Origin of the sequence: Streptomyces sp. KMM 9044, assembly GCF_024701375.2 — a bacterium.
Taxonomy (GTDB): Bacteria; Actinomycetota; Actinomycetes; order Streptomycetales; family Streptomycetaceae; genus Streptomyces.
On record NZ_CP113910.1, the window covers coordinates 1,068,178 to 1,084,019 of the forward strand.

Consider the following 15,842-nt stretch of genomic DNA (forward strand, 5'->3'; position numbering starts at 1 on the left):
GCCCGAGGGATCCCGCTGACACCAGTGCAGCTCGTCACGACTGCCGATCAGGTATGGGCCCTTTCCCGGATTGCTGCCCGCTGTTCTCAGGGGAGCTGGTGGGGCCGCCAGCCGACAGCCGCGACTTTCCGTGCAGCCAATTCCACACGGTCTTGGAGTCGGTGCCCAACCGTGCGGCTAGCGACACGGTGGACGGCCGCTGCTTCGTGGGCATGCTCCAGTACGTCTCGCGCAGTTCGCGCACCCGAGCGTCCGAAATCTTCACCATGCGGTGGGCTTCGCCGCGTGCATGGTTTGTCCGTGCCTCCGCTTCGGGCTCCAGTTCGCCGGTAGGGCCGCCTGCTTCTTGGCGGCCGGCCCCGCGCAACCAACGGTGAACGGTCCCCCAGTACACGCCATGCCGCTGGGCAAGGACTTCGAGCTTAGGCCGCTTCCCATGAGGAGCGTTCCAGTACTCCTCCCGCAATACCCTGACCTCCCGGTTGGACACCTTGGTCGCGAAGTGGTCATCTCCCCGGTCATACTTGCCCTGCGCCAGACGATCATGCATGTTTTGCTTTTGTGTCCCCAGCTTGAGATGGCGCGGGTTGCAGCAGCCCGGATTACTGCCTCTAGGACACAGATGCCGAACAACAAGAGCACTGTCGATACACGCCAGGGTTAGACCGTGGTGCAGGACATAAGCGACCCGGGCAGCCTGCGTGTGGCGACCTTCCCAGTACACGAAGCCGTATCCGAAGTCATGCCGACTCGCCGCCATCCAGGGCCAGCACACGGCATCGCCGCCGCTGCGGTCGATCTTCCGCCAGAACTCCGCCTCGAGTGCCTTCGTGCCAGCTCTTTCAGGTCGCCGCTCATCACCCTCCACCCGCCGGGAGGCGGTGGGATCAAGGTTCGCACCGCGTGGGGGCCAGGCCGGTCCCGATGAAGGCGAAAGCGGTCCGTCATGTTGTCTCGCTGCGAGCCAACCGTCAGGTGTGCCGGATTGCAGCAGGGGGGATTGGCGCATAGATGCCGAACGAGCCTGTGTGCGGGAAGGTTCGAGGCCAGGCCATGAGCCAGCACATACGCAACCCGATGGGCACTGACGGTACCGATCAGGGTCCGTCCGGCGTAGTACTGACCGTAGCCGTCGATGTTGAGCGGGCCGCGGAAGGGCCAGCAATTAGCCTCGCCCGGTGACGTGTCCACTGATGTCCAGAACTGTGCCTCCCGCAAGGCTCTGCGCTCTGGCGTTTCTGCGCTGCCGCGGTAGGTGCGCGGTCGTGGTAGCGGCAGAGGCGTAGGCCGGGAAAGGTGACGGTAGCTCCGGCCCCCGACGATGCCGTCGATCACCGCGCGGGATACACCCAGTTCCTCTGCAGCCTCCGCCCTTGTGACGTGGCCGCCGGCGATGGACTGGAGTACCCACTGGGCTTGTTGGTCGCTCAAGGAGCGCTGGTTGCGTGGCACATCCGGACGGTACAAGGGGGCACTGACAACGCACGCCAGGAATACATGGGCTGCTGCCCCGACGAGTGCAATCGCAAAGTAGGCGCACCCAGGAAGCGTCACAGGAACACGAACCGCATGAACCGCCAACCGCATCGTGCGCGCCCAGCGCAGCCGATCTCAGGCGAAGCCGCACCGGAGCGCTCCGATGACTTCGTCGTCTCACGGCTCTGCTCAAAGTCCCCGCAGGACGGACCCCCGCGGGGCCACGCCGTATCACTCGCCTATCACACAGCCATCACCAACTGGGCGTCCCCTCCCGGACCAGACTGCCCTGACCTGGTACTTCGTGCCCACGCTGGACCGACGTAGACGCCCCCGGACGGTCTCTACAACCTGTGCCATGTAGCACCGAGGGATGGCCCCATGACGAGGACTGGGGCCTGTTCCGGCCCGTCAAAGCGGTATTGCATGCTGTCGACGTTCTTCTCACTCACCCGTTCACGCTCCCACATCTCACATTCTCTTCGTGAACGGGGGCGGAGCCACTCGCCAGACCTCCCCACGTGTCCGCCGTCGGCCGCAGGTCCTCCACATCCGGCTTCACGTACCAGCGCTTCGTGGTCCGGACGTCGGCGTGGCCTGCCCACCGGGCGAGGAGATGGTCCGGGACTCCGTGGTTCGCCAGGTACGTCAGGCAGCTCGCACGGGCGTCGTACAGACGAACCCGACGCAGCCCGCTGCGGTCCATGACCTTGTAGGCCAGTTCACGCAGTTGCCGCCCGTTGAGCGCTCTTCCCCGAGCGTCCACGAGGACGTAGCCGCTGTCTTCGTACCCCTGCCCCGCCGCCGTCTTTTCGGCTGCCTGAGCAGCCCGGAACGCGGTCAAAGCAGCCGCAACAGGAGCCGGTAGCGGAAGCTGCCGCTCACCGGCGAGCGACTTGGCGTCCTTCTCCACCACGATGTCGTTCCCCATGACCGTCCGGGTGTTGGTGATGGACACCGTGGCTTCGCCCAGGTCGACGTCCGCCCAGCGCATGCCACAGATTTCCGCCGGCCGAAGACCCATCAGAGCCTGGAGGAACGGTGCCTGCAGGCGGTCACCTGCGATCGCGCGGACAAAGGCGCGTACCTCCGCGACGCTCCACGGCGGCACAGCCTCCCTGGCCCTGCGCTCTGCCTTCCGTGCCCTACGGGGAATGGTCACCTCACGAGCGACGTTCACCTGGAGCAAGCCTTGTGTCACTGCCCGGTCAAGCGCCTCCTTCAGCCGGGCCAGCGACATCTGGACCGAGGTCGCCCCCAGGCCGGTGCCCGGCTTCCCTCCCCGCCCACGCCCCTCCCGGAGCGCCCATCGCATCCATGTCCCGACATGGTCCTCGGTGAGGTCCTGGAGCCGGATGCGCCCGAGCCTTCCGCGGACGCGGGCCAAGGTCATGGTGTAGCTGTAGGCAGTGCTCTCTTCCAGGTCCTCTGCCTTCATAGACAGCCACTGATCGAGCCACTCGCCCACCGTGACCTGACTGAGTGGTGCCCGCGCCGCCTCGTAGCGACGATGCACGATGCTCGCGTACTCCGCCTTCGCCTCCCTCAGCGTGCCGAAGGTACGCGTCACCTGCTTGCGCTTCCCCGTGACCGGATCGGGGCCTACATCGACCACAAACCGGTACCGGACCCTGCCCTTGCTATCCGGAACGAGCTTTTTAATGGGGTCGGACAGGACTACTCACTCTCCTAGAGGGTCTCGGCTCCTCTTGGCCCACACGGATCTAACGCCGAGCCCAGTGAACATGAACTCCCTCAAGGGTCGCCATCATCGCCGGTTTGGCCAACCGGCGATCAACATCTATGTTCCGCTCGACACGCCCAGGCCATGGCCAGCAGCACCGCTCCTCGCACTCGCGTCGTTCGCACATGCGCTGTTGGCGCCTCTGAGTCTTTCAATCCAGCGTTCGCAGTCCTGTCCACCACTACCCTGCTCGCTCACCCGGCACTTCACTGGTCCGGGAAACCCGGACACAACTACCCAGAATGTGAGCTCAGCTCGGTTTGGGCGCCACGATGTCAGGCGCGATGTCCAGCACCAGGAGCGCCGCCGCCACATGGGGCGGGTTGCCCTCCACCTTGACGGCCGAGAGCTCGTTGGCGCGCGAGACCCGGCGCTCGACGGTGTTCCGGTGCGCGTAGAGGTTGGCTGCCGCTCGGGTGGTGTTGAAGCCGCACTGCACGTAGGTGAGGAGTGCCTGCCGTAGTGCTGTGTCGGCTTCGACCAACGGTCCGAGAGTGTTGATGACAAACCGGCGTGCGCCGGCACGCTCCTTCGTTAGCGCGTCGATCAGCTCGACGTCGGCGTAGGCGGTGAAGCGCCGGTCGGATCCAAGCCGGACGACCAGCGCCTGCGCAGCGAGGGCGTCCTAGTGGCTGGATCTGAATCCTTCGAGTCCGCATCCGGGTCTTCCCACCGCCGCACGGACCCCGTCAGCCATCGCCAGGACCTTCTCCACATGGTGAAGGTCCGGGACATCCGTCCCCGAGAGCCAGATCCACCGCGACGTGGCACTGGCACGTGCGACCAGAGTGCTGCGACCCGCGGCAGCGGAGCGTGCGGCCGGGATCGCCCCGTCCAGAGCATCCACCTGTCCAGGATCATCGACCCACAACACGAGACCCACGTGCCACCGCGCCATCCGGTAGCGCAGGCGCCCCTCCGCAAAGTCCTCCGCCATCGGCGCCCCGCTGGCGATCAGCTGGATCAATCCGATCGCCTCAGCATCCGCCTTGCCCATCGCAGCGGCCAGACCGGCCTCGCGCAGGGCCGAGACCGAGTCGAGGGCGTACTGCACCAACGACTTCGCCGACACGTCCAAGACTCCCACGAGCAGGTCAGGATCGGCGCAGTGCGCCACGCATTCCTCCAGCCATCGCCGCCAGCCGATCCCCAGTGCCACGCGCCAGGCACCCGCGAAGTCGGGTGCGATGCCACGGGAGACGAGATCGTGGATGTACGCCATGGTCCTCGGACCCCACGGCCCCGCCGCACAGGTTAAAAATCAAGCTAGACGGCAAGCGGCGAGCTCGGCGGCCCAGCCGAGCCAGGCCGCTCGCTCCCCTCGCCGCTGCAGTGGTCGGTGAAGTCGAACAGGGCTTACTGGCTCTAACAAAAGCGGCTGATCATGAGGCTGTCGGCCTCTCTGCTCGTATGTGTGGGTATGGGAAACCGTCAGTCGCGGCCGTGGATCGTGTCGGATGAACTGTGGTCGCTGATCGAGCCGTTGCTGCCGAAACCGGGTCCGAAGAAGGTCGAGGGCCGGCCGCGGGTGCCGGACCGGCAGGCGCTGTGCGGGATCCTCTTCGTCCTGCACACTGGCATCCAGTGGGAGTACCTGCCCCAAGAGCTCGGCTTCGGCTCGGGCATGACCTGCTGGCGACGCCTGGCGGCCTGGAACGAGGCCGGCGTCTGGGACCAATTCCACCAGCTGCTGCTGAACGAGCTGCGGTCGAAGAACCAGCTGGACTGGGAACGGGCGGTGATCGACTCCTCGCACGTGCGGGCCGCCCGACGGGGCCCAACAGCGGGCCCAGCCCGGTCGACCGCGCACGTCCGGGCAGCAAGCACCACCTCGACGGACAGGGCATCCCGCTCGCGGTGACCCTGACCGGCGAAAACCGCAACGACGTCACCCAACTCGAGCCGCTGCTCGACAAGATTCCCGCCGTCGCGGGCCAGGTCGGCAGACCCCGCCGTCGCCCCGACGCACTGCTGGCCGACCGCGGCTACGACCACGACAAGTACCGCCGCCTGCTCTGGCAGCGCGGGATCCGCCCCGTGATCGCGAGACGGGGCGAGCCGCACGGCACCGGCCTGGGCGTCTTCCGCTACGTCGTCGAGCGCACGATCGCCTGGCTGTACGGCTTCCGCCGCCTGCGCATCCGCTGGGAACGACGCGACGACATCCACGAGGCCTTCCTCGGCCTCGCCGTCTGCCTGATCACCCACCGCCACGTTCGACGCCTTTGTTAGGACCTCTTACGAATCCTCCCTCTGCTCCCTCATCCGCCGCAGGGCAGGCCTGGCTTTCGGCGGACTCGTCTGATCGGCGAGGCAGCTTGAGAGTGCGGCCGGTGTCGGCGCCGTGAAGACCATGCGGATTGGCAGTTCCACACCGAGCACCGCACGCACCCGGCTGACCAGCCGAGTTGCCAGCAGCGAATGCCCGCCCAGGGCGAAGAAGTCGTCGTCCACCCCGACCACCGGCAGGCCCAGCACCCGGGCGAAGGCCTCACAAAGGATCCTCTCCTGCTCCGTGGCCGGCTCCCGGCCCGTCCCCGCCAGCGCTGCGAAGTCCGGGTCCGGCAGCGCCACGCGGTCCAGCTTGCCGCTGATCGTCAGCGGCAGCGCGTCGAGCAGCACGACCGCCTGGGGGACCATGTAATGCGGCAGACGCTGCGCCACGTGGTCCACGACCGATCGACGCAGCGCGCCGCCGTCGGCGTCCTCACCGTCCGCCGGGACGGCGTAGACGACCAGCCGCGCGTCACCCACGGCATCCGCACGTACGGTCACCGCGGCCTGAGCCAGGGCGGGATGCCCGGTCAGTACGGAAGCGATCTCCTCGGGCTCCACCCGGAAGCCACGGATCTTCACCTGCGTGTCCGCCCGCCCCGCGAACTCCAGTCGGCCGTCAGCGGTCCACCGAACCCGGTCGCCCGTCCGGTACATCCTGTCCCCGGCCCCGGCATACGGGCACGCAACGAACCGCTCGGCTGTCAGACCCGCGCGTCCCACGTACCCCCGGGCGAGGTTGGAGCCCGTGACGTACAGGTCTCCCACCACCCCGGCCGGCACTGGGGCAAGGCCTTCGTCCAGGACGAACGCCCGGACGCCCGGAAGCGGACCTCCGATGTCAGGGGCGTCTCCCCCGGCCAGCGGCCGGGACATCGTCGCGCACACGGTCGTCTCCGTCGGCCCGTACGCGTTGATCAGCCGCCGGCCCGGGGCCCAGCGCTCCGCCAGCCGGCCGCCGAGCGCCTCACCGGCCGACACCAGCGTGGTCACCGAAGGCAGGTCCTCGGGTGACAGCTCCGCCAGCACTGCCGGCGGCAGGGTCACATGCGTCACGCCGTGCCGGGCCAGAACCCGGGCCAGACCGGGTCCCGGCAGCAGTTCCTCCGCTCCGGCCACGACCAGGCACGCGCCGGACGACAACGCCACCACCACGTCCGAGACGGCGGCGTCGAAGCTCAGCGACGCGAACTGCAGGAGGCGGCTGGAGCGCTCCACCGCAAACCGGTCTACCTGCGCGGCGGCCAGGCCCGCCAGTCCGGCGTGCGACACCGCCACGCCCTTAGGCCGTCCCGTCGAACCGGACGTATAGATCACGTACGCCAGCTGGCCGGGCACGCCGGTCACGCCGGGCGCGGTCACCGGCGCCGCGTCGAGAGCGGCCGACACCTCCGATGCGTCCAGGTTGAGCACCGGCAGCGCCGGTACGGGCAGGTGACGCGTCAGGTCGCTCTCCCCGACGATGACGCCTGCTCCGCTGTCCGTGAGCATGAACGCCAGCCGCTCGGCCGGGTACTCCGGGTCCAGTGGCAGATACGCCGCGCCGGCCTTCCATACGGCCAGGATTGCGGTGATGGCCGCGACACCCCTCGGCAGGCAGAGCGCCACGACGGACTCCGTCCCGACCCCGTACTTCCTCAGGTGGTGCGCAAGGCGATTGGCCTTCGTGTCGAGTTCCGCGTACGACACCTCGGTCTCGCCGGCCACAACAGCGACCGCGTCAGGAGTCCTGGCCGCCTGCGCCTCGAACAACTCCGTCGCGGTCCGGGCCGCCACCGGCTCGTCCGTATCGTCGTTCCACTCGGTGAGAACCCGCTGCAACTCGTTCGCCGGCAGGACCTCCACCGCCGAGAGGCGCGTGCTGGTCGCCGTTTCCAACGCAGTCACCACGTTGTCCACACAGGTGTGCAGCATGGAACAGACGGCCGCGGCGTCCACGGGGGCCACCGCGTCGACGGTCAGCATGAATCCTGAGTCGACGTCATCCACCGCGACGGCCACGGGATAGTTGGTGCGTTCCCGGGTGAGCAGCGTGCTGATTCCTTCAAGCACGGTGCCACTGCCATGCTCCTGCGCCTCAGGGGCGGCCTGATGATGCCGGTAGTTGAAGATCGATGTGAAGAGCGGGCTGCCCCCCGGCACCCTGCTGGCCCGCTGCGCCAACGCCAGCGGCGCGTGCTCGTGCACCAGCAGCTCCGCCAACTGGTCCCGTAGACCGAACAGGGCCTCAGGCACCGTCGACGACCCCACCCGGACGCGCACCGGCAGTGTGTTGATGAAGGGACCCTGCACACGATCGGCTCCGGATCCGGCGTTCATCCGCCCGAACAGCACGGTGCCGAACACCACGTCGTGCCGGCCGCTGACCGCCGCGAGGACACGGGCCCAGGCCAGGTGGAACACGGTGGCCGGACTCACCCCGAGCGACCGCGCCGTCCCGCGTACCCGGTTCGCCAGCTCTTCCTTCACAGACAGCCGCGTGCGGTTCGCGTCCCTGCCGTCGCCGTGCACGTCGACTAGCCCGTACGGGGCCGTGGTCTCGTCGAGGTCGCCGAGCAGCTCCGCGAAGTAACGCTCGTGCTCCACGCGGGTCACGCCCAGACGCGCCTGTGCGACGAAGGTGCGGAACGGAAGTGCAGCAGGGAGCGCGTCGCCCCCGCCAGAGAGAAAGGCACCGAGCTCGCGCAGCAGGGCTTCCTGACTCGTGTGGTCCCGGACCATCTGATGGATACGGACCAGACACACCCACCGGTCGCCTCCCCGGTCGGCGGCGACGTGCGCCCGGATCAACGGAGCGCTGCGCAGATCCATCCAGCCGCCGGCATGCGCCAGCAACTGCCCTACGACATCGGGCCCGTCCCGGTCCGCAGTGAACTCCTCGACGGGCAGCTCCACGTCACGCAGCACCACCTGGACGGGCTCGCCGAGCCCCTCCCACAGGATTGCGGTGCGGTAGATGTCGTGCCGGTCCACCACTCTCTGAAGCGCTGCGAGAAGCGCGTGCAGCCGCTCGCGTGAATCGAGTTCGAGCACGATGGGCAGTACGTAGACGTCACCGGCGTCCTGATTAGCCATCAGGTGGTGGAAGAACAGGCCTTCCTGGAGGGGGGCGAGGGGGTAGATGTCGGCGATGTTGGCTGCGCCGCCGTCGACGGCCGCGACGATCCGCTCGACCTCCTCAACCGCCAGGTCGACCAGGGGAAGCATGTCCGGGGTGATCCGCTCGGCACCGTCCGGGATCCGGTTCTCCGGCACCTCGACCGCATCCGGCCCGGCCGCCTGCGCCAGACCCGCCGGCGTCGGCGTCTGGAACAACGCCCGCACCGACACCGACACACCCCGGCCCCGCAGCAGCTCCACCAGCGACACCGCCAGCAGCGAATGCCCGCCGAGGGTGAAGAAGTCGTCGTCGACACCGACCCGCTCGACGCCCAGGACCTGGGCGAAGGCCTGGCACAGGATCTCCTCCTGCACCGTTGCCGGCCCACGACCGGAACCGCTCGTGCCCGCCGCCGCGGCGTAGTCCGGGGCCGGCAGAGCAGCACGGTCGAGCTTGCCGTTACCCGTCAGCGGCAACGCCTCGAGCACCAGCACCGCCGACGGCACCATATGCTCCGGCAGCCGGGCAGCAGCGAACGACCGCACCGAATCAGCAAACGCCGCATACTCGACGTCCTCGTCATCAGCCACCACGTAGGCCACCAGGCGTACTTCGCCCGGTGCGTCCTCCCGCGCGAGCACTGCCGCCTGCCCGACCCCCGGGTGCGCGGCCAGCACCGCCTGCACCTCACCCGGCTCGATCCGGAACCCCCGCACCTTCACCTGATCATCAGCACGCCCCGCGAACACCAGACGGCCATCGACCGTCCAGCGGGCGCGGTCCCCCGTCCGGTACATCCGCTCACCACCAGACCCGTACGGGCAGGCCACGAAACGCTCCCCGGTCAGGCCCGGCCGGCCCACATACCCCCGCGCCAACTGCGCACCCGCCACATACAGCTCCCCGACCACACCCACCGGCACCGGCGCCAGATACTCGTCAAGGACGTAGAAGCGGGTGTTCGCCACCGGCCGGCCCACCGGAACCACCCCGGCCGCCACATCCCCCGCCGACAACTCGGTCGTGGCGACACCGATGGTCGTCTCCGTCGGACCATAGTGGTTGAACACCCTCCCACCACCAGCGGCCAGCAGATCACCCACCAGGGCGGGGGGTGCGGATTCGCCTCCCAGGACCAGTGATCCCACCGACTCGAAGACCGGCGCACCCAAAGCGGCCACGTGCGAGGGCACCGCCTTCACACCCTCGATCCCATGGTCGGCCACATACCCCCGCACCAACGCCGGGTCCGTCACCGTGTCCTCGGCGAGGAAGTGCAGGACGCCCCCGCACACCAGAGCCGCGAAGATCGTGGTGTTGCCCAGATCGGTCGCCTGTCCCTGCAGCACCGCGAACCCGCCACCGGGCCGGTCGAAGCCCACCCGGGCCGGAACCGAGCCCACATAGTTCGCCAGACCGCCCTGCGTGACCGCCACACCCTTCGGACGGCCCGTCGAACCCGACGTATACACCACATACGCCACCTGCCCCGGATCGATCGACACCTCCGGCGCGGTGTCCTCCAGCCCGGCCAGCTGCATCCCCACCAGCGCCCCGTCGACCGCCACCAGACGATGCCGCCCCGCCGGAAGATCCTCCAGAATCTCCTCCGTCGTCAACGTCAGCACCGCACGACTGTCCGCGAGCATGAACGCGATCCGCTCCGCCGGATGCCCCGCATCCACCGGCAGATACCCCGCCCCCGCCTTCCACACCGCCAGCATCCCCACCAACGTCTCCACCCCACGCGGCAGACACAGCCCCACCACCGACTCCGCACCCACCCCCTGCACCAACAGGAAACGAGCCAACCGATTCGCCCGAGCATCCAACGCCGCATAAGAGAGCTCCGCCCCCTCACACACCACTGCGATCGCGTCCGGAGCACGCACCACCTGCGCCTCGAACAACCCCAACACCGACTCCCCACCAAGCAAGGCAGACGTGTCGTTCCAGTCCACCAACAGCCGGCGCCGCTCAATCGGATCGAGCACCTCCACCGCCGACAGACTACGGTCGGGATCCGTCACCAGCCGGTCCAGGACCGCGACCCAACGGTCGGCCACCGTCCGCGCGGTCCCGGGGTCGAAGAGGTCGGTCGCGACCGTGACCGCACCCCGGACGCCGGCCGGAGCGCCGTCGCTGTCGTACGTCTCACCGACCATCACGTCCAGGTCGAACTTCGCTGCCGGACGATCGGTCGAGAGCAGTTCAACCTCGAGGCCGGGCAGCGCCACGGTCGCTTCCGCAGTGTTGTGCATCGTGAGGACGACTTGGAAAAGAGGGTGCCGCGCCATGGAACGAGTCGGAGCGAGCTCCTCCACCAGCCGCTCGAACGGCACGTCCTGATGCGCGTACGCCCCCAGACTCGACTCACGTACTCGGCCCAGCAATTCATGGAACGTCGGATCCCCGGACAAGTCCGTCCGCATCACCAGGGTGTTGACGAAGCAGCCGACCAGGTCGTCCAGTGCCTCGTCCGTACGGCCCGCGATCGCCGAACCAATCGGGATGTCCGTCCCCGCACCCAACCGGGACAACGTCACCGCAAGCGCCGCCTGCAGCACCATGAACACCGTCACACCTTCAGCGCGGGCTGCCTCCAGCATCCGCCCATGCAGCTCTGCCGGCATCTCGAACTCGGCCGAATACCCTCGGTGCGTTGCGACCGCAGGGCGAGGTCGGTCGAACGGAAGACCCAACTCCTCCGGCACACCCTCCAGCGCGTCGCGCCAGTACGCGACCTGCCGCGACATCAGGCTTGCTTCGTCGTCCTCGCCCCCCAGGAGCTCCCGCTGCCACAGGGTGTAGTCCGCGTACTGCACCGGCAGCGCACTCCATTCCGGAGCCCGTCCCTCAAGCCGTGCCTCGTACGCCTGCGACACATCACGCGCCAAGGGCGCAGTCGACCATCCGTCACCCGCGATGTGATGCACGACCAAGGCCAGCACGTGCGCATCGGGACCGAGCTCGAACAGCCATGCCTTGACCGGGACTTCATAGGCGAGATCGAAGGCGTACGCAGAGATCCCAGCCAGCGTGTCAGGCAGTTCCGTGTCAGTGATTCGGTCGGTCGGCAGGTCCCAGCCGATCTCGTCCACGTCAAGGACATACTGGTACGGTTCGCCGTCCGCCACCTGGAACACCGTGCGCAGCGACTCGTGGCGCGCCATCACGTCCCGCAGCGCGGCGGACAGTGCCTGCCGGTCCAGCGGGCCGTCGAGCCTCAGTGCCACAGGGCTGTTGTAGGTCTGGCTCGGGCCCTCCAACTGGCCGATGAACCACAGGCGGCGCTGCCCGTACGAGAGCGGCACCCGTTCCGGACGCTCCCGCGCCACCAGTGCCGCGCGCGCCTGGTCCGCTTCTGCGAGCAGTGCAGCGAGGCCCGCCACCGTCGGTGCCTCGAAGAGCTCCCGGATCCCCACCTCCACACCGAGCAGCGCCCGCATCCGGCTCACCAGCCGTACGGCCAGCAGTGAGTGCCCGCCGAGGGTGAAGAAGTCGTCGTCGACACCGACCCGCTCGACGCCCAGGACCTGGGCGAAGGCCTGGCACAGGATCTCCTCCTGCACCGACACCGGCCCACGGCCGGAACCGCTCGTGCCCGCCGCCGCGGCGTAGTCCGGGGCCGGCAGAGCAGCACGGTCGAGCTTGCCGTTACCCGTCAGCGGCAACGCCTCGAGCACCAGCACCGCCGACGGCACCATATGCTCCGGCAGCCGGGCAGCAGCGAACGACCGCACCGAATCAGCAAACGCCGCATACTCGACGTCCTCGTCATCAGCCACCACGTAGGCCACCAGGCGTACTTCGCCCGGTGCGTCCTCCCGCGCGAGCACTGCCGCCTGCCCGACCCCCGGGTGCGCGGCCAGCACCGCCTGCACCTCACCCGGCTCGATCCGGAACCCCCGCACCTTCACCTGATCATCAGCACGCCCCGCGAACACCAGACGGCCATCGACCGTCCAGCGGGCGCGGTCCCCCGTCCGGTACATCCGCTCACCACCAGACCCGTACGGGCAGGCCACGAAACGCTCCCCGGTCAGGCCCGGCCGGCCCACATACCCCCGCGCCAACTGCGCACCCGCCACATACAGCTCCCCGACCACACCCACCGGCACCGGCGCCAGATACTCGTCAAGGACGTAGAAGCGGGTGTTCGCCACCGGCCGGCCCACCGGAACCACCCCGGCCGCCACATCCCCCACCGACAACTCGGTCGTGGCGACACCGATGGTCGTCTCCGTCGGACCATAGTGGTTGAACACCCTCCCACCACCAGCGGCCAGCAGACCACCCACCAGAGCCGGGGAAGCCGACTCACCACCCAGCACCAGCGACCCCACCGACTCGAAGACCGGCGCACCCAAAGCGGCCACGTGCGAGGGCACCGCCTTCACACCCTCGATCCCATGGTCGGCCACATACCCCCGCACCAACGCCGGGTCCGTCACCATGTCCTCGGCAAGGAAGTGCAGGACGCCCCCGCACACCAGAGCCGCGAAGATCGTGGTGTTGCCCAGATCGGTCGCCTGTCCCTGCAGCACCGCGAACCCGCCACCGGGCCGGTCGAAGCCCACCCGGGCCGGAACCGAGCCCACATAGTTCGCCAGACCGCCCTGCGTGACCGCCACACCCTTCGGACGGCCCGTCGAACCCGACGTATACACCACATACGCCACCTGCCCCGGATCGATCGACACCTCCGGCGCGGTGTCCTCCAGCCCGGCCAGCTGCATCCCCACCAGCGCCCCGTCGACCGCCACCAGACGATGCCGCCCCGCCGGAAGATCCTCCAGAATCTCCTCCGTCGTCAACGTCAGCACCGCACGACTGTCCGCGAGCATGAACGCGATCCGCTCCGCCGGATGCCCCGCATCCACCGGCAGATACCCCGCCCCCGCCTTCCACACCGCCAGCATCCCCACCAACGTCTCCACCCCACGCGGCAGACACAGCCCCACCACCGACTCCGCACCCACCCCTGCACCAACAGGAAACGAGCCAACCGATTCGCCCGAGCATCCAACGCCGCATAAGAGAGCTCCGCCCCCTCACACACCACTGCGATCGCGTCCGGAGCACGCACCACCTGCGCCTCGAACAACCCCAACACCGACTCCCCACCAACGGAGACAGACGTGTCGTTCCAGCCGTCCAGAACCTCAACCCGCTCCGCCGGAGACAGCACCTCCACCGCGCCGACCCGCATCGCCGGGTCCGCCACCACCGCGGACAGCACCTGAATGAACCGCTGTGCCATCCGCTCTGCCGCATCCGCTTCGAACAGATCGGCGGCCACGGTCACCGCACCCCGCACCCCGGCCGGTGCGCCCTGCGCGTCGTGCTCCTCCGCGACCATGACATCCAGGTCGAACTTCGCGGAGGGCTTGCCGAGGAACAGGGGCGTGGACCGGATGCCGGGCAGTGTCAGCGTCGCCGCATCAAGCTCCCACCCGGATGAGGCGTTCAGCTTGGTGAGGACCACCTGGAACAGCGGATGCCGGGCCAGCGAGCGTTCCGGGGCCAGCTCCTCCACCAGCCGCTCGAACGGCACATCCTGATGCGCATACGCCCCCAGCCCCGTCTCCCGCACCCGCTCCAACACCTGAGCGAACGACGGATCACCCGACAGGTCCGTCCGCATCACCAGTGTGTTGACGAAGCAGCCGACCAGATCGTCCAGCACCTCGTCCGTACGGCCCGCGATCGCCGAACCAATCGGGACGTCCGTCCCCGCACCCAGCCGGGACAGCGTCACCGCAAGCGCCGCCTGCAGCACCATGAACACCGTCACACCGTGTTCACGCGCCACCTCACGCAGCCGCACGTGAACAGCCGACGGCACGACGAATCCGGCCGAGAACCCGCGATGGGAAGCCGCCGCCGGCCGGGCCCGGTCGAACGGCAGAGCCAGTTCCACCGGCGCCCCTGCCAGCGCGTCACGCCAGTAGGCCACCTGACGGGACATCAGGCTTGCTTCGTCGCCACCATCGCCCAGCAGCTCCCGCTGCCACAACGCATAGTCCGCGTACTGCACCGGCAGCGCATCCCACTGCGGAACGCGCCCACCGCAACGGGCCTCGTACGCCACCGACACGTCCCGAGCCAACGGGCCCATCGACCAGCCGTCGCCCGCGATGTGGTGCACCACCACGACCAGCACATACTCGTCCGCGCCCACGCCGAAAAGCCACGCCCGCATCGGCACCTCGGCCGACAGGTCGAACTCGTACCCGGTGGCTCGTGCCATTGCCGCCGCCAGGTCATGCTGCTCGATCTCGCCGGCCGGAAGCTCCGCGGACGGCTCGATCGTCGGCAGGCTGATCACCGACTCGTCCGGTGACAGATTGTCGAGGTCCAGCAAGCGGTCGTCCTGCGGCCGACTGCCCTGGCTCACCTCGACCAAGTTCAGGTCCCAGTCGAGTTCGTCAACGGGTACGACCTGCTGGTAGGGCTCGCCGTCGGCGACGCGAATCACCGTGCGCAACACCTCGTGGCGCCCGATGACATCCGTCAGCGCCTGCCCGAGCGCCTGCCGATCCAGCTCCCCCCTCAAGCGCACCACGACGGGGCTGTTGTAGGTCTGGCTCGGGCCCTCCAACTGGCCGATGAACCACAGGCGGCGCTGCCCGTACGAGAGCGGCACCCGTTCCGGACGCTCCCGCGCCACCAGTGCCGCACGGGCCGAGACGGCCCTGTCCAGCCCGGCAGCCACGCCGGCCGGAGTCGACGCGTCGAAGAGCGTCCTGATCTCCATCTCCACGCCGAGCACCGTGCGGATCCGGCTCACCAACCGCGTGGCCAGCAGCGAATGCCCACCGAGCTCGAAGAAGTCGTCGTCCACGCCGACGCTCTCCAGCCCCAGGATCTCGGCGAAGGCCTGGCACAGGATCTCCTCCTGCACCGACACCGGCCCACGGCCGGAACCGCTCGTGCCCGCCGCCGCGGCGTAGTCCGGGGCCGGCAGAGCAGCACGGTCGAGCTTGCCGTTACCCGTCAGCGGCAACGCCTCGAGCACCAGCACCGCCGACGGCACCATATGCTCCGGCAGCCGGGCAGCAGCGAACGACCGCACCGAATCAGCAAACGCCGCATACTCGACGTCCTCGTCATCAGCCACCACGTAGGCCACCAGGCGTACTTCGCCCGGTGCGTCCTCCCGCGCGAGCACTGCCGCCTGCCCGACCCCGGGTGCGCGGCCAGCACCGCCTGCACCTCACCCGGCTCGATCCGGAACCCCGCACC

General features: G+C 68.6%; 6 protein-coding genes and 2 pseudogenes. 1 reads left to right on the plus strand and 7 read right to left on the minus strand.

The window, feature by feature from the left end; translation table 11 throughout:
• Positions 1–34 precede the first annotated feature (34 nt).
• The 5 genes and pseudogenes from HUV60_RS04970 to HUV60_RS04990 form a co-directional block, all read right to left on the minus strand.
• On the minus strand, positions 35–868 hold the full coding sequence (locus HUV60_RS04970) for a hypothetical protein (protein ID WP_269441128.1): 834 nt from the start codon (positions 866–868) through the stop codon (positions 35–37).
• An 89-nt stretch (positions 869–957) separates the two neighbouring features.
• Positions 958–1,587, minus strand: a pseudogene (locus tag HUV60_RS33815) (hypothetical protein); the annotation flags it as partial.
• Between the two features lie 337 nt (positions 1,588–1,924).
• The gene (locus tag HUV60_RS04980; protein ID WP_257852042.1) at positions 1,925–3,091 is read right to left on the minus strand and encodes a tyrosine-type recombinase/integrase; all 1,167 of its coding nucleotides are present in this window, start codon (positions 3,089–3,091) and stop codon (positions 1,925–1,927) included.
• A 379-nt stretch (positions 3,092–3,470) separates the two neighbouring features.
• Positions 3,471–3,704, minus strand: a complete 234-nt coding sequence (locus HUV60_RS04985; RefSeq protein WP_257852040.1) for a helix-turn-helix domain-containing protein — start codon at positions 3,702–3,704, stop codon at positions 3,471–3,473.
• A gap of 141 nt (positions 3,705–3,845) precedes the next feature.
• A complete protein-coding gene (locus HUV60_RS04990; protein ID WP_257852039.1) occupies positions 3,846–4,442 on the minus strand; it encodes a hypothetical protein in 597 nt (198 codons plus the stop codon).
• Positions 4,443–4,640: 198 nt separating this feature from the next.
• Here HUV60_RS04990 and HUV60_RS04995 point away from each other — a divergent pair.
• Positions 4,641–5,452, plus strand: a protein-coding gene (locus tag HUV60_RS04995; RefSeq protein WP_443047214.1) for an IS5 family transposase whose coding sequence is annotated in 2 segments (ribosomal slippage) — positions 4,641–4,970 and positions 4,973–5,452 — 810 coding nt in all. Because the reading frame shifts where the segments join, the coding sequence is not laid out codon by codon here.
• Positions 5,453–5,458: 6 nt separating this feature from the next.
• On the opposite strand, the gene HUV60_RS05000 is transcribed toward HUV60_RS04995, so the two are convergent.
• Together HUV60_RS05000 and HUV60_RS05005 are read right to left on the minus strand one after the other, a co-directional pair.
• Positions 5,459–13,534 carry an amino acid adenylation domain-containing protein gene (locus tag HUV60_RS05000; protein WP_443047215.1) on the minus strand — a complete coding sequence of 2,692 codons (8,076 nt, stop codon included), beginning with the start codon at positions 13,532–13,534 and terminating at the stop codon, positions 5,459–5,461.
• Between the two features lie 239 nt (positions 13,535–13,773).
• Positions 13,774–15,783: pseudogene (locus HUV60_RS05005) on the minus strand (condensation domain-containing protein); the annotation flags it as partial.
• Positions 15,784–15,842 lie beyond the last annotated feature (59 nt).

What these genes read in the sequence shown, in the direction of transcription:
- HUV60_RS04990 (WP_257852039.1), bottom strand. Translation starts at nt 4,442, where the DNA reads ATGGCGTACATCCACGATCTCGTCTCCCGTGGCATCGCACCCGACTTC.